The organism is Escherichia sp. MOD1-EC5990 (assembly GCF_002965285.1).
GTDB lineage: Bacteria > Pseudomonadota > Gammaproteobacteria > Enterobacterales > Enterobacteriaceae > Escherichia > Escherichia coli_F.
The window spans coordinates 157487-178114 of the sequence record NZ_PTRV01000010.1 but is presented as its reverse complement, the minus strand read 5'-3'; the positions used below and the strand labels follow the sequence as shown (position 1 = coordinate 178114).

The window sequence follows — 20628 nt, the reverse complement described above, 5'->3', positions numbered from 1 at the left end:
ATGAAGATGTTGCGCGATCCGCTGTTCTGGCTCATTGCTCTGTTTGTGGCACTGATTTTCTGGCTGCCTTACAGCCAGCCGCTGTTTTCTGCCTTGTTCCCACAACTGCCACGCCCCGTTTATCAGCAAGAAAGTTTTGCTGCTCTGGCACTGGCTCATTTCTGGCTGGTGGGAATTTCGAGTTTGTTTGCGGTGATCATTGGCACAGGTGCCGGAATTATTGTTACTCGCCCGTGGGGCGCGGAATTTCGCCCACTGGTGGAAACTATTGCCGCCGTTGGGCAGACTTTTCCGCCCGTTGCGGTGCTGGCGATTGCCGTTCCGGTGATTGGGTTTGGTCTGCAACCGGCGATTATCGCCTTGATCCTGTACGGTGTGCTGCCCGTCCTGCAGGCGACACTTGCCGGGCTGGGAGCGATTGATGTCAGCGTGACAGAAGTTGCGAAAGGTATGGGAATGAGCCGTGGTCAGCAACTGCGTAAGGTCGAGCTACCGCTGGCGGCTCCGGTGATTCTGGCGGGCGTGCGAACTTCGGTGATTATCAACATTGGTACGGCGACGATCGCCTCAACGGTAGGGGCCAGCACGCTGGGTACGCCCATCATCATCGGGCTTAGCGGATTTAATACCGCGTATGTGATCCAGGGGGCGTTACTGGTGGCACTGGCGGCGATCATCGCAGACCGCCTGTTTGAAAGGCTGGTGCAGGCGCTTAGCCAGCACGCAAAATAAAGGTATAACCTGCGAGCATGACGCCACCAATTCCGCCTAACGCCATAAAAAGGAACAGGGCGATGACCCCAATTTTAGCTATGCGCATAATGCACTCCTTATGTTAACGAAAGGATTGTACAGTAAAGCGCATTTGTTAACGAATCATTAAATGCCGAGTGGGAAAATATCATGGCCTTGTTCCTGCCAACTGGTAAGTTGCTGCTGTTGGGCAGAGGTTCGATTTTCACCGCACCACACCAGCAATGTACGGCCTTCGAACAGTTCTGGGCGTAGTTGATTGAGCGAGTGGGCGAGGACATCAATGCGCCATCCTTGTTGACTGGCAATCCAGCCCTCTAGCCACAGACGGGTGGTATCCTGAATATTCCAGCCAACCACCAGCGCATCTTTACCCTGTTTTTTACGTGCCGAAGCCAGACAAATGGCGATGTAGTTGATCAGTACGCCGTCGAGGATCGCCAGCAGCGCCTGGAGAGTCGGTTGTTGGCACTGAAGCCGTCGGCGCAGAGGAATAAACAGGTGCGTGGTGAGTGTCTGGGCGGGGTAATCCTGACCGCGCTCTTTGATCCACGTTCGCAGGCTATGCAGATTGCCGCTTTGCAGGTAAGTCAGTAATGTTTCTTGCTGATCGCGCCAGCCGTTCTGCACATCAACATTTTCATTACTGAGCAGCATTTTAACTTTGCTGACCTGCACGCCGTTGTCGATCCAGCGTTTGATCTCGCGGATCCGGTCAATATCGGCATCATTGAACAGCCGATGACCGCCGTCTGTCCGTTGCGGTTTCAGCAATCCGTAACGCCTCTGCCACGCGCGTAACGTGACAGGGTTAATATCACAAAGCAACGCCACTTCACCAATTGTGTAAAGCGCCATCGTCTCACCCTTGCTCGCGAGGTCCCAGTTTAACTTTAGACGCAGTTTTGCGAACCAGGTAGTTTTGCCCGTTTTTTGTTCATCTATAGGGTGATTTTATTTTTGCCAGGCGATTTTGAGTGATCGTACTCACGAATTCTCATTTTTCTGCAAGAGTTCAAAGAAAGTTAAACGCAGGCAATGTATGTTACGCGTTTTAAAGGGAAGTGTGGTTTGCGGGTATGTACGATTTTAATCTGGTGTTGCTGCTGCTTCAGCAGATGTGCGTTTTTTTAGTCATTGCGTGGTTAATGAGTAAAACGCCATTATTCATACCGTTAATGCAGGTCACGGTTCGTCTGCCGCATAAATTTCTCTGCTACATCGTCTTTTCCATCTTCTGCATCATGGGCACCTGGTTTGGGCTGCACATTGACGATTCTATTGCCAATACCCGTGCGATTGGTGCGGTAATGGGCGGCTTACTCGGCGGTCCGGTCGTCGGTGGGCTGGTTGGTCTGACCGGCGGGTTACATCGATATTCGATGGGGGGCATGACCGCGCTAAGTTGCATGATCTCGACCATCGTTGAAGGATTGCTCGGCGGCCTGGTACACAGCATCCTGATCCGTCGCGGGCGTACTGATAAAGTCTTTAATCCCATTACCGCGGGTGCCGTCACGTTCGTCGCTGAAATGGTGCAAATGCTGATCATCCTGGCTATCGCCCGACCTTATGAAGATGCGGTGCGTCTGGTGAGTAATATTGCTGCGCCAATGATGGTCACCAATACCGTCGGCGCGGCGCTGTTTATGCGTATATTGCTCGATAAACGCGCGATGTTTGAAAAATACACCTCGGCTTTTTCTGCCACCGCACTGAAAGTGGCGGCTTCGACGGAAGGCATTTTGCGCCAGGGTTTTAACGAAGTGAACAGCATGAAAGTGGCACAGGTGCTGTATCAGGAGCTGGATATTGGTGCAGTCGCGATTACCGATCGAGAGAAATTGCTGGCTTTTACCGGAATTGGTGACGACCACCATTTACCCGGCAAACCGATTTCTTCGACTTATACCTTAAAAGCGATTGAAACCGGTGAAGTGGTCTACGCTGATGGCAACGAAGTACCTTATCGTTGCTCTTTGCATCCGCAATGCAAACTGGGGTCGACGCTGGTAATTCCGTTGCGTGGTGAAAATCAGCGGGTGATGGGTACCATCAAATTGTATGAAGCCAAAAACCGTTTATTCAGTTCAATCAATCGCACGCTGGGCGAGGGGATTGCGCAATTGCTTTCGGCGCAGATCCTCGCTGGGCAATATGAGCGGCAAAAAGCGATGCTCACCCAGTCAGAGATCAAACTACTTCACGCCCAGGTGAACCCCCATTTTCTGTTCAATGCGCTTAACACCATTAAAGCGGTGATCCGACGCGACAGCGAACAGGCCAGTCAGCTGGTGCAGTATCTTTCCACTTTTTTCCGTAAAAACTTAAAGCGGCCTTCGGAGTTTGTGACTCTCGCCGACGAAATTGAACATGTGAATGCTTATCTGCAAATTGAAAAGGCGCGCTTCCAGTCGCGGTTGCAGGTCAACATTGCTATTCCGCAAGAATTATCCCAGCAGCAATTGCCCGCGTTTACCCTGCAACCGATAGTGGAAAACGCTATTAAACATGGGACATCACAACTGCTCGATACAGGGCGAGTGGAAATCAGCGCCCGACGTGAGGGGCAACATTTGATGCTGGAGATCGAAGACAATGCTGGTTTGTATCAACCGGTAACCAATGCCAGTGGGCTGGGGATGAATCTGGTGGATAAGCGTTTACGTGAACGGTTTGGCGATGACTATGGGATAAGCGTCGCCTGTGAACCTGATAATTACACCCGAATAACGTTACGACTGCCATGGAGGGACGAGGCATGATTAAAGTCTTAATTGTCGATGACGAACCGTTAGCACGGGAGAACCTGCGCGTATTTTTGCAGGAGCAGAGTGATATTGAAATTGTCGGCGAGTGTTCAAACGCTGTAGAAGGGATCGGCGCGGTGCATAAACTGCGCCCGGACGTGCTGTTTCTCGATATCCAGATGCCGCGTATTAGCGGTCTGGAAATGGTGGGGATGCTCGACCCGGAACATCGTCCGTATATCGTTTTTCTCACCGCGTTTGACGAATACGCCATTAAAGCCTTTGAAGAACATGCATTTGATTATCTCCTGAAGCCAATTGATGAAGCGCGGCTGGAGAAAACGCTGGCGCGTTTGCGTCAGGAGCGCAGCAAGCAGGATGTTTCGCTGTTACCGGAAAATCAACAGGCGCTGAAATTTATCCCTTGTACGGGGCATAGTCGGATTTATTTGCTGCAAATGAGAGATGTAGCATTTGTCAGCAGTCGGATGAGCGGTGTCTACGTTACCAGCCACGAAGGGAAAGAAGGTTTTACCGAACTGACTTTGCGCACCCTGGAGAGCCGTACACCACTACTGCGCTGCCATCGTCAGTACCTGGTTAACCTCGCGCATTTACAGGAGATTCGTCTGGAAGATAACGGCCAGGCCGAGTTGATTTTACGTAATGGCTTAACTGTTCCGGTCAGCCGCCGCTATCTGAAAAGTTTAAAAGAGGCGATTGGCCTGTAAAAGACTGCTAAAATGGTTTTTTGCCTCATCAACACCTGAAGGCCTCATGCTAAGTAACGATATTCTGCGCAGCGTGCGCTACATTTTGAAAGCCAATAATAACGACCTGGTGCGCATTCTGGCGCTGGGTAATGTCGAAGCCACTGCGGAACAGATCGCCGTCTGGCTACGCAAAGAAGACGAAGAAGGGTTTCAGCGTTGTCCGGACATTGTTCTGTCTTCATTCCTGAATGGACTGATTTATGAAAAACGTGGCAAGGATGAGTCAGCTCCGGCACTGGAGCCGGAACGTCGCATTAATAACAACATCGTGCTGAAAAAATTACGTATCGCGTTTTCGCTGAAAACTGATGATATTCTGGCGATCCTTACCGAACAGCAGTTCCGCGTTTCGATGCCGGAAATTACGGCGATGATGCGTGCACCGGATCATAAAAACTTTCGTGAATGCGGCGATCAATTCATGCGTTATTTTCTGCGTGGGCTGGCAGCGCGCCAGCATGTGAAGAAAAGCTAAGACGGGTATGGCGGCCATGCGAAGAACATGGCCGCCGACAGATTATTTCACTTCTTTAAAACCAGCGGCTTTCATCACCAGTTCCATTTGCGCCATAGTGATACCTTTTTTGGCATCTTCAGCAGAAACGTTGATACCTGAAATACCCTGCAGGGCTTTAAAATCAACTTTTTCCATATCGATAGTCACGTTTTCCTGAGCATAGGTATCGGTAAAGGTTAATTTTTCTTCAACGCCAGGGATGTTTTTATATTTGGCACTTAACGGCTCAAGTGTCTTGGCAGCATCTTCTTTGGTGGTTGCACCAATGGAGGCAAATTGAATTTTGGTTTCAGAAGATTGCTTAAGAACCTTGTCACCTTTGTAGACATAGGTAATAGCAATTTCAGTACCGTTCAGATTAGCGCTAAATTTCTTCGATTCTTCTTTGTCACCGCAGCCAGCAAGAGAGAAAACCAGAACAGATGCAACAACAAGGGAAAACAGCTTATTGAAAGCCTTCATGTAAAACTCCATTTTATTTAATCAAGGAACTGGTGACCACACCAGGGGCCATATAGGATATGCCTAATACCTTGGCGTGAGCAGTCCGGAACTGGAGTAGAACTCTTTGTAAAAAGCACTATTTGTTCTTGTTACTCAAGCAAGGTTAATAATTGTTCGCAAAGCAAAACGCAGTTATTCATTGCTTCTCCCCGTGCCTCGCCTTCTGTATTACGAAATTGTCCCAACACATGTGCCAGCCGATAAAAACCCATCGCGGTGAGTTCATTGACCAGCAACTCTGACTGACTAATGGCACTCTGTTCCTGATAGCGCCAGCCATTATGGAGCAGTTGAATAAGCAACGCCTGACAGCGCATCAGTAACTGATGAGTGGTAGACGGTACAGGCAGAACGCTGGTAGAAGGTAGCGGTGCCACAGGCGAAGTTTCTGCGTCCAGTGCCCAGGCGCGGGTTTGCGTCATCATTACTCGTGGTTCCAGTGTCAATTGCCCCTCAGCAAAATTGATAAACCCAGAAACCAGACTAACGGGATCTTCTGTTTGTTGTAACAGAGCTGCCATGCGTTCAACAGCAAAGGGCGCACTGGCTGAAGCTGGCAGTGATAACGTCAGCACATTATCGTCACCTTCGCCACTGATTACCTGCGCATCCAGTGTCTGCCGACTGCTGTCCCAACCGAGTGAAATGCACTCTTCTACTGGCAGAATAAATAAGTTATCGACCTGGTTAAGCGGTCGTATGGCGGCTGGCGGACGTTGGCGTAAATATTCCCGCAAAGCCACAATGCCCGGCTGGCGCAGTGGTGCGCTCAACATTTGCCAGGCATCAGGCGACAGCGGAACAACACTGCTTAAGCGGTTGCGGGTAGCTAACAGCAACTCGCCATCGGCACTGCGTTTTGCTGCTTGTGAAACAATTTGCCCACCCGCCAGCGCGCCAGCCTGAAAACTAAACAGCCGCCGTTTTGCCGCTGGAGAGTTATCCTGTTCACTTCTCGGCCAACTGCGCGAAAGATGCAAAATACTGCCGGTGTCGGGATCGGTGAACCAGATGCGTAAACCATACCGCTCATTATCCTGCCAGCAACGCATACCTAGTGACACCAGCCGCAAATGATCAAGCTTTGCTTCGCCAGCAATGCCTGCGCCGACGAGCGTGCGCCACGGTATGGGCGGTACCTCACCGACACTGTCACGTCGCGCCATCTCTTGTGCACTGTTCAAGCGACTGGTTAACGCCGCAATCTGGCACAAGCATTTTCCGGCATGATAGTGGCTGGCGCGGGCGTGGAAGGCATCAACGCTTGCCCGTAGCTGTCGTAGTGATTCACTTACCCAACGCCAGTTGCAGCGTTCCGCCGCTTGCTGCGCGCGGCTGAAAGCGGCCTCGTAGTGGATTGGCGGTTGGCTGATCCCGCCCAGCCATAATGCCTGACTTAATTGCTGAACATATTGACGACATGCTTTACCTTCGTCGCTGGAAAACGGATCGTCAGATGATGTGACGTGTTCACTGTGCATCTGCCAGATCAAATGAGTAAATTCCGCTTGTTGATTTTTGGCCTCGACGAAGGCCTGCACAGCCAGTGCTACGTGTTCACACAGCGTTCCTTCAATACAATCACAACGGGCGAAACGAATGCTGCTGCGGGAATAAAAACGCACATCGCTCATCGGTAAGCGGGCAGAGGGAATTTCGCCCGGTGTGCAGAACAACTCAATGGTGATGCCTTTAGCGACCAGCGCCTGCGCGCGTTTACGCGTGGTATTGGGCAGGGTAGCCAGTTCTTCCTGCCAGATTGCCGGATCCCACTCTTCTTCTTTTTCCGTAGGCTGGGCGGTGGCACAAAGTCGTTGATAACTTAACACCAGCATCACGCGATGACGGCACATGCCGCTGGCCCCGCAGCTACATTGAGCCTCTTTCAGTGCCTGACTGTTCGCCAGCCGGGTACGGACACCGTCACTGAAGGTGGCGATTAAAGCGCCGTTCTCATGGCAGATTTCCGGGACATTGCCATTTTCCAGTTCCTTAAGGCTGCGCTTCACAAAACCAGCATTGCTTAACGCCGTCAGGGCCTGCGGTGTCAGTTCTAATAATTCCGGACGTAGTGAATTCATGACTGAAGATTCTCCGCAAGCCAGGTAGCCAGTTCGCCCGGTGTCATGGCAGCTATTTGTGCGCCGACATTTACCAGCGCCTGGGCTGTATCGCGGTCGTAGCAAGGTGTTGCGGTGCTATCGAGCGCTGCCAGTCCCAGCACTTTGATGCCGCTCTGGACACACTTTTTCACCTGATGCGTCAGCAAAGATGATGAACCCCCTTCATAAAAATCGCTCACGAGTATGATGACGCTTTTCGCTGGTTGTTCAATAAGTTGCCGACCATATTCCACGGCACTGGCGATATTGGTCCCGCCGCCCAATTGTACTTTCATTAATAACTCTACCGGATCGGCAACGTCGGCAGTGAGATCGACGACGTTAGTGTCAAAAGCGACCAGATGGGTACGAATGCCGGGTAACTGCCATAAACAGGCCGCCATCACCGCTGAGTGGATCACCGAGTCAACCATCGATCCGCTTTGATCAACCAGTAACACCAGCTGCCATTGTTCGCTATGGCGCTTAATGCGACTGTTAAAGCGGGGGGATTCGATATACAACTTGCCGTGTTGCGGGTGCCAGTGTTGCAGGTTGGCGCGCAGAGTACTTTTGAAATCGAAATTACGCGCCAGTGGAATAAATGAGCGGCGACGGCGATCGCGGACACCAGAAAAAGCCTGACGAACTTCCTTTGCCAGTCGCGCCATAATTTCTTCAACAACCTGGCGCACTATCCGGCGGGCGGCAGCCAGCACTTCGGGATTCATCAGATGTTTGGTGTGCAAAACGGCGCGTAACAGGCTTTCAGAGGGCTGCATACGTTCCAGCACGTCGAGATTTGTCACTACATCTTCAATGCCATAGCGCAGTACAGCATCGCTTTCCAGCCGCTCAATCACCTGTTGCGGAAACAGCGTGTGAATACTGTTGATCCAATCAGGGGTGGTGAGATTTGAGCCACCTAATCCACCGGAGCGTTCACCACGCTGGAGCCGTTCAGGATCGCGCCCGTACAGCCACTCCAGCGCGTGGTCCATCCGCCGGGCGTTGTCATCCAGCCCACAAAGCGTCGTTTCTGCCGCTTCGCCAAGAATTAATCGCCAGCGTTGTAGCTCACGAGTGGTCAGAAGATCGTTCAGTTCAGACATGGAAAACTCCCCAGTGTTGCAGTGATGCCAGTGCCTGCTGTTCGAGCTGTTGATGATGTGCAATGGCTTGCGGTGGGCAATGCAACGGCATTTGCAGCGCCGAAACGGGAAGCTGAGCGAGCTGGTAATGCTCAAGCACCTGATGCGCCAGCGTCCCGCGTTCTCGTGGCGGTAGCCAGGCCATCGCCGCGCGTAAATCGGGCAGGGCGTTAATAAAATCGGCGTCACTCAGTTGATTCAAATGGCTGCTGAAACCGGCGATAAATGCAGGCTGACTGGCCAGTTGATGGCGGGCTAATGCCAGCAAACCGTGCAGCGCCTCGCCAGATTGTGCCGGGGATAATTGTGCCAGCATCGTCAGCGCCGCTTCGGCACTGGCGTTGGGATGTTCCAGACGCATCAGCGCGCCAAGGGCCGCACCGCGATCCAGCGCTGGGGCATGAATCGCCTGACTGCGACGTTCCAGTAAGGCTACCGCCGCAGAAAGCGAAACGCCGGGTAAATTAACGCCGCTATTTAGATCGCGCAGGATATGGCAAAGCGCCTGCCAGCTATGCAGGTGAGCGTGAAACTCCTTCTCATCCGGCCTGCCGTTGGATTCACATAGCCACAGTGTGCGATCGATAGCCGCGTATAACGTCGTCTGTAATATCTGCGCGCCTTGCATACCGCTGATTTCATCGAGCTGCCACAAGGCGTAAAGCACTTCCAGCGCCTGGCCCATTTCGGCAAACTGATTTTCCTGGGCGATTAATAATGTGAGTTGTTCCAGTAATTGCTGACTGAAGGACGCCAGACCCGCTAACGCTGCCTGGCTAAGACATGTGGTGATGCCGCTGATTCCACCCGCGTCCAGCATATCGGCTTCTAATTTATTGCGTGCGGCCTCCTGGAGTGTGGCACCAAAGCAGGCGGCTTCAATCAATGCCGCATGTTGGCTAAGTGGCTGGGTTAATGTCCAGCGTTCTTCACCGTTGCCCGCCAGCGTCAGTGTACTTCCTTGCTCGCGCACAATGCCGGGAATCTCCAGTATTGCCAACCGATGTAGCACCTGACTTTGCGCCAGTCCATCGGGGGTAAAGCGATTTAAGGTAAGCTCCGCCGGAAGAGAGATTCCGGTACGTTCCAGTTCGCAGGTGACATCTTTTGGCAGAGGTGGCTGTGGCGTCGAGGGGGCAAGTTTACCGAATCCGTCACCTGCTAATGTGTCTATCAACGTTACCAGTATCGGATCGGTATCGGGATGAATAACGCCGCGATAGCTCCACGGCAACGGCGCATTCAAGGCTTCTTTAATCAGCGAGCCTGCTATGGCATCCAGCCAGTCAGCGCGTAACGGTAGTGTATGACCGCGCAGCTGTGCCAGCGCCATCGCATGTAGATGAGCGGCAGCCATATCCGCGGTTGAAGCAGGCAAGTGGTGCTGGCGCAAACGGGTAAGAACCGTTTTTAGTAGTTGTTCACCTGCCTGCTGCAAACCTGACTGCCAGCACCAGTTTTGCCAGACCGGGGCTGGCATTCCTGAAAGGTATCCTGCCAGCACATCAAGGCGCTTTTCACTGTATGGCGTGAGATAGCAACCTGTAACGGCATCATCCTGTGAGAGCAATTCTGGCTTGTTAATTTCTTGCGGGCATTCGCGCCACATTTTTGCAAGTGCCGGAGCGTGCCAGCCTCCGCAGACGACTAATACGTCGCCATTATTTTGCTGCATCGCCCATGCAATCCAGCGGGCCATAAAGGCTTCGCGCTGACGATTGAGTGCATCGCCGGAGGCGTCGCCCCGCAGTTGTGCAAAATAGTGCGCCAGTGCAGAGGGTAATATAGTTTGCTGGCTTTCATCTTCGAACAAGTGATCCCACAAGGTGTCGCTGTTATCCATGCGGGTAGCACGCAGCAGCAAGGCCTGGCTTTCCTCTTGCATATCAGGCGAATCATCCTCTTCTTCACTTTGTGCCCAGCAAGGCAAATCGATGAAGTAAGTTTGTGCCTGAATACGACGTGCGGCTTGTAGCGCCTGCCACTCCGGCGAAAATTCAGCAAATGGCGTCCAGGCACCACGCCCAGGGGCCGCACCGTCCTGATACTGGCAATAACTGTAAATAGCTACCGGAAGCTGGTGGGCTAACAACAGTTCGTCTACCCGGTCATTAAAATCAGCAGGGCCTTCAATCAATACGTATCGTGGCCGCTGTCTTTCGATTAACGATTTCACCAGCCTGGCACAGGCTGGGCTATGATGCCGGATGCCGACAATTAACGGCTCGCTCATGCATCTTTCCTCACGGCAGGCGGTGGCGAGCTTGATAATAAGCCTGCCAGTGAGCTTCTTTATGTGTAGCGACACGCTGTTCGAAGTAACGGCGCAGACGTGCGCGATCTTCTTCGTTATCTTTGACGATGGTTCCGGCAATACAGTCTACCAGGTCGGCAGGCTCCCCAGCGCGATTCGCTAAAAACCAGGCGCGGAAACCCACGGCGTGTGCTACGTTAACGGCTTCAGCGGTGGACATAATCGCTGTAAGGGTATCCATTGAGGTTTTCTTTTCGCCGTTGGCACGCAGATCGCGGAAGGTGCGGACCAGTAACTCCAGTACCGCGTCAGGCACTTTATGCGGAATACCGCTATGGGCCAGCAAACGTGCCGAAGCGCTGGCGACAAGCTCCAGCTCCTGGGCGAAATCCATAATCGGAAAGACAGTTTCAAAATCGAAGCGACGCTTGAGTGCGGCACTCATTTCATTGACGCCGCGATCGCGGGTATTGGCAGTAGCAATAATATTAAAGCCTTCCCGCGCATAGAGCTGACTGGCTTCACCAGTGAGTTCCGGCACCGTCATAACCCTGTCAGAAAGCATACCTAACAGACAGTCTTGTACTTCCAGTGGTGTACGCGTTATCTCTTCAAAACGGACAATTTTGCCGTCGCGCATTCCCTGGTAGAGCGGGGCAGGGACCAGCGCTTCCGTTGACGGACCATGGTTGATAAGCAGGGCGTAGTTCCAGCCGTACTTGATTTGATCTTCGGTGGTAGATGCGCCGCCCTGGATGGTTAACCCGGCATCGCCGCTAATAGCGGTTGCCAGTAATTCAGACAGGAGCGATTTTGCGGTGCCAGGTTCCCCCACCAACATCAAACCGCGCCCGGTAGCGAGAGTGACTAACATGCGTTCGACAGCGGAGGGGCTAATCACGACTTTACGGCTAATATTTTGTGCTTCGTCGCCAAGGATAAAAACACGGGCCGCAGGCAAACTTAACTGCCAACCGGGCGGGCAAGGTGCGTGATCATTTTGTTTTAATTTTGCCAGTTCATCGGCGTATAACACAGCGGCAGGCGGACGCTGCAGATGATTATTCTGCGGTGACATATATTCATCCCTGAAATGTATTAATGAAATAAACGATATTTTACGCGCAATAAATGTTTGGCGCATTAGTTGTTTGAGCGGAAAATATCTGGAAAGCAGATCACAGTAAATAAAAAAACCTGCTGGTGAGGCAGGTTCTTTTATTTACTACTTTCAGGCCTAACACCACGGCCTGTGCAACATCGTGTTCCAACGAACGAATTATAACCATCGGTGGACCCCGTTGCAATTAAGATAATGAGATTTATAATCCTGACTGTTGGGACGTTGCGCCGGATCGAACCCATTTCAAGTCCTGGCTACCGGACGGGTGGTGCCGCAGGTAGTGCCCTGATCCGGAGTGCAACATCGTGGTCCAACATACGTAAACCAGTATCGACAGGCAGTGTAAGGGTAAGATGCTGGTGTTGCGCTCCTTAATAAGGAGAGCGGATGGACACGCTGACACAAAAGTTAACCGTGCTCATTGCCGTACTGGAGTTATTAGTGGCTCTGTTACGGCTGATTGATTTGTTGAAGTAACGGGCAAATTGAAACGCATCTAAGGGGGAAAATACCGCTTCCCCCTTTAATAAAATGATTATTGCTTCCATTAATTCACCCGATAACTTTTTTCTTATTTATTAATTCATCGATTTTATAATTAACGTACATTTGACCGGGATGTGAGTATTTATGGTGGCTATTGGCGAAAAATATCTGGAAACCAGATCGCGGAAAATAAAAAAACCTGCTGGTGAGGCAGGTTCTTTTATTTACTACTTTGACGATAACTTGCTGATTGTGCAACATTTCGTACCAACGAGTAAATTATAACCATATCCACACTCCATTGCAATTCAGTGAGTGAGATTTATAATCCTGCCCCTTGGGAGGTTGTGCCGGATCGGACCAATTTGAATTATTTAGAGTATATTATTCTATTTCTTGGTTGAATATGTTCTGTAGTTCACGATTAAAAATGGCTATTACCGTTTCTGGTGATTCACCTCGTAATTTTCGCTCATCAATAAATTCATCTCTTATATAAATCAACGCATCATTTATTAGCGGGTCGGCATCTTCTCCATCACGTTGATGAAATGTTGGACGTAGCCGGAATCGTTCCTGTCGATAGACGGAACCTGTAAATAATTCAGAGCATTTATGGATCTCAAGTCTGAAGGAAAACGGATCTTCAGGTACAGGGACTTCATAATCATAAGTAGCGACCAGCTCTTTTTGCACGATCATCGCTTTTCCCGGTGGTAAGTCGTGTTGATAACGGGCAGTCGCATCACTGCCCGCTGTGTTTTAATGGAAAATGACGTCAGGTGCGCTTAACGCTTCACTCAAATCAAACGTATCGAGTTCGGCAAAAGTGACAGATTTATTGTCACGGTACACTCGAAGAGAACGGAAGCTCATTAGCGCTTTGCTATCAGCACTGTAGTGGTTAAAACCGGGTGAAAACTTAAGGACCAGCCGATACTCGCCCAGGTCATAGACACATGCGTCCTCAAAACCTGACTCCCAGCCTTTGTATCGCATTCCCATAAGTTGCCCAACGGTTGCGGATTTACCTTCCCAGCGAGTCAGGCTGTTACTGGCTGACTCGTCAGGTGTGAGCAGCACTGTGCGCCGCATCAACTGGCGAAAAGGCGGCATAATTTCGTAATCGGCAAAAACCTGTGCAAATTCACTGCGCATTTCTGCTGTCATTTCTAACGGGTGGGCAATGCCAATCAGAGCATCCGCAGGCAGGTCAATTGGCTCATCTTGTGCGTTGCAGAACTCCCTCTCAGCGGCCACACGAAAGGCGTTAAGTAAACGACGCGGTTCATTTGCCGGATAAACCGCCCATATTAATCGCTGAGTAACCAGGCGAGTAAAGGGATGATTAACAAACAGAGAATGAAAATCTGCCAGCGACCAGCGTCGAGTGGTGCGTAGGGCAGTTTCAAGACGCGGGAGCAGGTTTTTGCTCACCTGAGTGGCATCTTTTTTTAGCCCTTTTAGTCGGGCCAGTGCCTCGGGTGCTTTCAGCTGATCGTCATCGGCGCGCAACCGGGGAACACTTTTCTGGCGAACGTTTTGCTGATCAAAGATAACCGGGTTGAGGTTTTCATCGAAGCGAACGGTAAACTGCCGGGGTCCAAAATCAAATATCAACGCCTGCGGATCATCCAGGCCCAGTGTTGGGACTAATCTGTCCGCTAACTCTTCCTGGCTTAGTCCACGATTTTCTGCGACCACCTGAAGAAATTCCGCCGCGTTATCACGTAAGGGACGGGATTTCGCCCGTTGCGATATATGATGCAGCTGTATCAGCGCCATATCATTATTCATCAGGGTAAGTATATTCAGACCACTGACAGCACGGGCAGATTTGCCCTCTTGAGGCCAGGCAAGGATCTGTGTCGTCAGATCCCGTGCCGTGCTTTCGTCGCCAAAGAGACTTAACGCCAGAAATGCCCAGTTGTCTTTTGCGGGAGCACCAGCTTGTTGCCACGCGGTGAAAAGATCCCAGGCAAAAGCGGCCAGCGTTTGTGGCTGGCAGAACGTTTTCAGTTGTTCCAGCCCGCAATAAAAACGTCCGCCCTGGGTAAAGCGCAGCATTTCGCCAATAATTTCCAGAGCGTCATCAGTAACAGGTTGATTATTCGTGATAAGTCTCGGTCTGGACCACATTGTCGGATGCCAGAAATCAGGAGCTTTTGGAATGCGTGTTGGGTAAATCTCTATTGGACTCTGTTTAAGTAATTGATCCAGGGCAGGCCATACATCTGTACGCTGCCAGCGGTTTGCCACGGTTTGCAGTAATTCGCCATGCCCTTGTTCATACAGTAAACGCAGAGCGCTGAGTGCCGCTTCGCTGTTATCGCCAGACCTGGCAAAGATTAATGGGATCAGCGCCGTAGCCGTATGCTCCGGCCATTGTAAAATCCACTGGCGAGCCAGATTACGCTGGCCCGCAAAACGATGCCAGACGCGGGCAACGGGCAGCGCCAGTTCTGTTGCGCCAAAATGAATCAGCAGCGGAAATATCTCTTTGGGATGTCGGGCAAAGGCGGTGATTAATCCGGGCAAAGCATCGGTACCCAGGACACTTAACAGATATTCTACCCCGGTGTAATGAAAATCAGCCGCAACAATTTGTTGCCAGCACGATACCGCCATTTCGCGCGGCATCTGCGCGATAAGGTACAGATTCCACACTCCCCAACGCTTTTCATCAGTGTAATTAAATTTGCGTTGGAAAGTTCGCCACCCCTCCATCAACGCAACGCTATCTTGTGCCAGTAATGCGCTGGCGGCCTCTTCCCGGTAGTGTTTATTTTCAGTCTGTTTTGCCTGATAATTGAGCAATCTTCCTAATGAAGTATGTGTCTCTAGTTGATCGGTATCCAGAGCATCCAACTGTCCTGTGAGAATAAACTCATTAAACTTCCACCTGTGATCTTCAAAACCTAATTCCCGCAAGAAGGTATCTGCCCCTCTGCTTACGAGACGTTCGTCAAAAGACATGGCGCTAAAATGGTCAATTGCAGTTTGCTGTTCCGGCGTCCAGTGTTTATTCGGCGACCTATACGCTTGCGGTACAAGCGTAAGTTCAGGTAGCGAAAAGTGAGTTATGGAAGTCTTTTTCCTGCCACGCCATGGTGGTGAAACGAGGATTTCAGGCAGACTGCTGTTATCGGTGCTATCAATAACCGGTTTTGGCGATGCCGATAAATAACTATTCACCACTGCCCGGGCTTGAGTACTTAACCACGGGATCACCTCTTCTGCCAGTTGTGGCTGCGATGCCATCAGCGTTTGTAACAGCGTACGCCAGTATTCATCACGTGCTTTTTGCTGTGCAGGCAGCTTTTTGTCTTCGATGATAGGATAACCAGGGCGCGTAGGGGGGGCTTTTAACGCCAGTAGTTCTGCCAGTGCGGCGAGCGTCGCATGGGGAAAGTTTTTACTGTATTTAGCCACACGCTGCAGGCTGGGTTTGTTTTTATCGGCAACTAACAGCAAGATGCGAATAATTTGCGGATGGTTAATTTGTACCAGCAGGCTACCGCAATCTTCTTTATGGGCATACATTGCCAGGCGTGGAATGGCTGCCAGTCCTTATTCGCGCAAAAGGGCAGCGCAGGCCGCGTAGCCGAAGTGGTTTTCATGCGACATGTAGCTGGCTTCCCGATCGCTAAATATATCCTGGCTCCAGTAGCGTTCGAGTTTTTTCACCGCTCTGGGGTCATTAGCAACAACTTTTAACCACTCCTTAGAATGAAAATGAGTCCGCGGGCATTCAAGGCCTACCAACTCATTGGCGATTTCTGGTTTCTCCGGGAGGATGAGTGCAATAAAAGGACGGCGAACTTTGGGTATTCCTGGCAGTGCGGCAATGAGTTTGTCGGCGCAACGCTGCCAGCAGCTTTCCTCTGCCAGAGAGAGATGCTTACGCAGTCGGAGATCGAATTCGTTATAGGTTTCTGAGCGATAACCATAACCATCGTCCTCGTTCTGATACTGCAATGTTACTACCAGAGGATCACTCTCATAACACCGTACAATAAACTGGCGTGCAATCACCACTTCAGTCGCATATTCCAGTCCCTCTTGTTGGACGATTTCGTCGAGCAACTGTTGGCTATCATTTTGCGCGATACAGGCTAGCGCCGCCATTGTCCGGGCCGGAATTGAGGGTTTGTGCTCGCCGATCAAGTTGATGGCTTGCGTAATGGCCGACTGCCACTCCAGTGAAAAATTTTCATAACGCCAGACGATGTTTTTTTTCTTCTCAGCAATGTGTAGCAATTTATCACCCAGTGTCTGGATGAGGCTTTCAGTGATAACAGGCACCGGTTCGCCCGGCCAATTGCGATGGCTGAGTGGTGTTTTGCCTTTTTTATATTTCAGTTCCAGTTGGGCGTTATCCGCCAGCCACGGTAATTCCTTGTCCATGCTCATTCCTTATTCAAACAGGGCTTCGATGTCGTTAATTAACTCGCTAGCGGTGATGTCATCGAGTGCGGAGAACAGCGCTTCCTGTGTTGAATTAATCCCCCAGCCATAGCTTTCTGCTTTGCCTTCCCATAGCCACAGCTTGCTTAAGAGTTGCTCGGCACTGAGTTCGGCTGGCGACATACCAACTGCAAATCCTTCATCGATTTCCATGATTAATGACCAGCGGCCCAGAGGTTTGATCATCCAGCCGATCCAGCCACCGTCCTGCGGTTCACCACGCACCCAGCCTTTATTCGACAGCCCCATAACCCGACCGCTCGGGCATTTTCTGCCTGCCCAGCGGGTTAGTTCGCTGGTGTTTCGTTCGACTTCAGTCAGGGCATAACTGTTGCGGTCGAGCTGGCGGAACGGCGGTAACAGCTCGTAGTCGGCAAAAAGCTGACCAAAGGCGGCGGCATCCGTCGGTGATATTTCCAGAACGTGAGGAATACCTATAGAGATATCGCCTTCCGGCAGGGTGAAAAGATCATCGTCAGCGGTGCTGTAGCTGTTATCTTCCGCCACACGGAAGCACGCCAGTAACTGGTTGTCTGCGCTATAAATGCCCCAAATCAGACGGCGGGTTAAGTGGCAGACCAGCGGATTCTCAACCAGAAAGAGCTGAAAGTTTTCTGGCGACCAGCGGCGGCGCAGGCACATGGCGGATTCCAGCCTTGCCACCTGCTGGGCGGCAACGGTACGCGCATCTTTTTTCAGCAGTTTGTAGCGGTTAACTGCATCGTTCGCTTGGGTTTCATCATCGCTTTTGTTCGGTTTAGGCAAGTCTTTCAGGCGGCTGCCGGAAGCATCACGCACAAACGGTTTTAAGGTTTCATCAAAGCTGACGGTGAACTGCCGTGGCCCGAAATCCAGCAGCAGCGAACCGTTATCATCCAGACCGAGATCGGGCGCTAAGCGATCTTCAAGTTCTGCCACTGTGAGTTCGCGGCTTTCGGCAATGTCGGCAATTTTTTCTTTTGCCCGCTCCTGTAATGCTTTGAATTTCAGTTTCTGGGCGATGCCGTTAAGCTGCATCAGGGCGATATCACTACCGATAGCAGCGAGAATATCCAGCCCGACGGTGGCGCGTTTATGCTGGGATTCACCAGGCCAGGCGCGGATTAATGGCGTCAGTTTGCGGGCGGTGTCATCGTTGCCAAGAACACCTAATGCAGTGAACGCCCAGCTCTCTTTCGACGGCGCGCCAGCGGTCTCCCAGGCGGTAAACAGATCCCAGGCAAACTCAGCCAGTGAGTCGGCAGTACAGGCGTCTTTCACCTGTAATAACCCCGCATACAGCGTATCTTCCTGAGGGAAGCGGAGCATTTCACCGAGGTGGAAGAGGGCGCTATCTGGCAGTGATTGGGCGTTTGCTTTTAATACCGGGCGTGTCCAGAGCGATGGCTGATAAAAGGCCGGAAGTGTCGGGATTTTAGTCGGGTGATTATCTAAGGGATCGAGCGCAAGTAGAGCGTTCACCGCATCGGTTACTTCCGGCTGGTTATAACGCTGGGCGATTTCTTGCAGTAATGACGGATAACCACTTTCAATCAACATACGTAAGGCGGCGCGGGCGTTATCCTGGGCTTCACCAGCTTTGCCGAGTGCCGCAGGCAACAGGCCGATAATGGCATGTTCCGGATATTTCAGCAGCCAGGTGCGGGCGTCTTGTCGTAGAGTTTTGAGTTTGTTAAAGGCGCGGGCGACGGCAGGAGCCAGCTCACTCGCTGCGAAGTAATTCGTTATGGGCAAGGCTTCCTGTGGATAGCGTGCAAGTGAGTTTACTAACCCAGGTAATCCTTTGAGTCCAAAATGTAACATGGCGTATTCGGTATCGGTATGCGGAGATACAGTAAGGGCATTCCATGCTCTTATTGCTTTCTCCAGCGGCAATGTTGTCAAAATCCCCAAATGCCAATAATGCCCGGTAGGTGAATGAAACACCTTAAATTCACTTATTAAGGTTGAATAATCTTCATTTAGCCATGCCTCAACTACCGCTTCGGGAGCTTTAATATATGTACCAGCGATCCGTAGTTGAAAACCCATCCTTGCCAACAGATTGGCAGTACTTTCTTCATGACTAACCGTGATGTGTTTTGAATACCAGATATATTTCGCCAAAAGTTGATTACTGATTTCTTCTGTCAGATAACTGATTGGCTCAATGCCTAATGGTGCTAAATCAAGCACCGGAATCGACGATTTTTTCTTTTTCGAAAGCCATGGTGGGGAGACTACTATGGCCGGCAGTAGATCGGTGCTGGCATGGTTTGAGGGCTGTGTCAGTTGTTGCTGGCATGATTTCAGCACTGCAGCTGCGGGTGTCGAAAGCCAGGGAATGACCTGTTCTGCCAGTGCTGGTTGCGAGATAAGCATCGTCATTAGCATAATGCGCCAACTATTCTCTTCTTTTTGCACTAGAAGTTCCGCCAGTGCTGCCAGTGCTGCGTGTGGGAACGCAGCGCAGGCTTTCGTCATTCGATCGTGACAGCGTTTAGTATGCCCGGCTACACGTATAAGCAGTGTTAATGCGAACGGATGATTGATATGACGCAACACATCGGCGCAGTAGTCACTTGCGGCATAGGGAGCAAATCGGGGCAGGGCTGCAACACCTTGCTCCTGTAATACGGTGGCTGACCATATCGCACCACAATAGTAATCATCAAAAATGGCATATGGCTCGTGATATTTTTCTAATGAGGCAAGAATGTGCTCATCAGTCGCCACTATTTTTAGCCACTCAAGCGAGGGTAATTTTTTTTTCCCCAGTAGACGCTGGGCAATTTCATGTGCAATTTCTGGTTTTTCGGGTAATAACAAAGCAATTAATGGTTGCCGCCATTCTGGAATATGTGGAATTGCGGCAATGAGTTTTTGTGCACATTTTTGCCAGAGAGACTCTTCCGCCAGTGATAAATGTTTCCGTAGGCGTAATTCAAAACTGGAATATTGCTGCAAGTTATCAGGTGCAATGCCAGACGGCAGAATAATAATGATATTATTCGCATAATTCCATTCAATATCAATCTGTTGAAGGTGTATTATTACATCAGTAGCATATTCCAGACCGCCTTCCTGAATGATCTGATCCATAACATCCTCACGCACTTTATATCTTGTGCATTTCATTTCAAGTGCCGTGAGTACAGCCATTACTGGTGATGGTAACTGTGTTGTTTTCAGGCAGTCGATCTGACTGATCGCCTGGGCGACGGTGTTTTGCCATACTAAAGAACAGGCGCTGAAGTCAAATGTGGCTGTTTTATTATCCCGTTGCGACACGCTACAGGCTAAGCGACGTAACTGGGTCAAGTTGTCTGCTTGCTGAACAGGAACTCCGGGAAAGCGGCGATGGCTTAACGTGGTGTGTACAACTTCGGGCGGAAAAACGACAGCAATATCTTTCGCCAGCCACGGTAAAACATCATCTGTATTTTTGTCAGCCACACGGGCTTCTGCTACGCAAAAGGGTTGTTCCTGAATAATGGTGGATAAGGCCGCTACCTTGAGAGAATCCGTTACCGTTTGGGAAGGTTGCAAAGAATTATCCTTCGCTTGCTCCACATACCCCTTCTTCATCTTCTCCGCAATCAGCCTCAGTTCCGCTTTTTCCGCCGCCGCAGCATCAGCAAAGCTTTTTACCTGGCTTTGCCCGTTGGTACCAACTTTGCCCCAACTAATATGCAGCTCGTTTCCCTGTTGCTCCACTGCCCAGAATTTATGTGATTTTTCGTCCTGATAAATATAGGTTTTCATTGCA

General features: G+C 50.8%; 13 protein-coding genes and 1 pseudogene. 4 read left to right on the top strand and 10 right to left on the bottom strand.

Annotation, left to right across the window (positions count from 1 at the left end):
* Entirely contained in the window at nt 1-732 is a 732-nt protein-coding gene (yehW, locus tag BEB42_RS14225; protein WP_000783141.1) for a glycine betaine ABC transporter permease YehW, read from the top strand.
* On the opposite strand, the gene BEB42_RS14220 is transcribed toward yehW, so the two are convergent.
* On the bottom strand, nt 713-820 hold the full coding sequence (locus tag BEB42_RS14220) for a protein YohO (protein WP_001216963.1): 108 nt from the start codon (nt 818-820) through the stop codon (nt 713-715). The genes yehW and BEB42_RS14220 overlap by 20 nt on opposite strands.
* Nucleotides 821-879: 59 nt before the next feature.
* A complete protein-coding gene (mlrA, locus tag BEB42_RS14215) occupies nt 880-1611 on the bottom strand; it encodes an HTH-type transcriptional regulator MlrA (protein ID WP_001240401.1) in 732 nt (243 codons plus the stop codon).
* Between the two features lie 221 nt (nt 1612-1832).
* Here mlrA and btsS point away from each other — a divergent pair, with 221 nt between their 5' ends.
* Genes btsS through BEB42_RS14200 form a run of 3 tightly spaced genes read left to right on the top strand, consistent with a single transcriptional unit; the run spans nt 1833 to nt 4751 of the window.
* A complete protein-coding gene (btsS, locus tag BEB42_RS14210; protein WP_001353100.1) occupies nt 1833-3518 on the top strand; it encodes a two-component regulatory system sensor histidine kinase BtsS in 1686 nt (561 codons plus the stop codon).
* Nucleotides 3515-4234 (top strand): two-component system response regulator BtsR, encoded by a 720-nt coding sequence (gene btsR / locus BEB42_RS14205; RefSeq protein ID WP_001353101.1) that lies wholly within the window; start codon nt 3515-3517, stop codon nt 4232-4234. Before btsS ends, btsR begins: the two co-directional genes overlap by 4 nt.
* A 46-nt stretch (nt 4235-4280) precedes the next feature.
* Nucleotides 4281-4751 carry a DUF1456 family protein gene (locus BEB42_RS14200; protein ID WP_001353102.1) on the top strand — a complete coding sequence of 157 codons (471 nt, stop codon included), beginning with the start codon at nt 4281-4283 and terminating at the stop codon, nt 4749-4751.
* Nucleotides 4752-4793: 42 nt separating this feature from the next.
* On the opposite strand, the gene BEB42_RS14195 is transcribed toward BEB42_RS14200, so the two are convergent.
* From BEB42_RS14195 to BEB42_RS14160, 8 genes and pseudogenes are all read right to left on the bottom strand, one after another.
* Entirely contained in the window at nt 4794-5255 is a 462-nt protein-coding gene (locus BEB42_RS14195; protein ID WP_001353103.1) for a YehR family lipoprotein, read from the bottom strand.
* Nucleotides 5256-5386: 131 nt separating this feature from the next.
* Entirely contained in the window at nt 5387-7378 is a 1992-nt protein-coding gene (locus tag BEB42_RS14190) for an SWIM zinc finger family protein (protein WP_001087214.1), read from the bottom strand.
* On the bottom strand, nt 7375-8511 hold the full coding sequence (locus BEB42_RS14185) for a VWA domain-containing protein (protein WP_001353104.1): 1137 nt from the start codon (nt 8509-8511) through the stop codon (nt 7375-7377). The genes BEB42_RS14190 and BEB42_RS14185 overlap by 4 nt, the downstream gene beginning before the upstream one ends.
* Complete coding sequence (locus BEB42_RS14180) at nt 8504-10783, bottom strand: DUF5682 family protein (protein WP_001294347.1); 2280 nt, start codon at nt 10781-10783, stop codon at nt 8504-8506. Before BEB42_RS14180 ends, BEB42_RS14185 begins: the two co-directional genes overlap by 8 nt.
* Nucleotides 10784-10793: 10 nt before the next feature.
* Entirely contained in the window at nt 10794-11882 is a 1089-nt protein-coding gene (locus BEB42_RS14175) for an ATP-binding protein (protein WP_001353106.1), read from the bottom strand.
* Between the two features lie 915 nt (nt 11883-12797).
* Nucleotides 12798-13115 (bottom strand): protein YehK, encoded by a 318-nt coding sequence (yehK, locus tag BEB42_RS14170; protein ID WP_000636945.1) that lies wholly within the window; start codon nt 13113-13115, stop codon nt 12798-12800.
* A gap of 60 nt (nt 13116-13175) precedes the next feature.
* A pseudogene (locus BEB42_RS14165) lies at nt 13176-16820 on the bottom strand (DUF4132 domain-containing protein).
* A 9-nt stretch (nt 16821-16829) separates the two neighbouring features.
* Complete coding sequence (locus tag BEB42_RS14160) at nt 16830-20624, bottom strand: DUF4132 domain-containing protein (RefSeq protein ID WP_105267426.1); 3795 nt, start codon at nt 20622-20624, stop codon at nt 16830-16832.
* Nucleotides 20625-20628 lie beyond the last annotated feature (4 nt).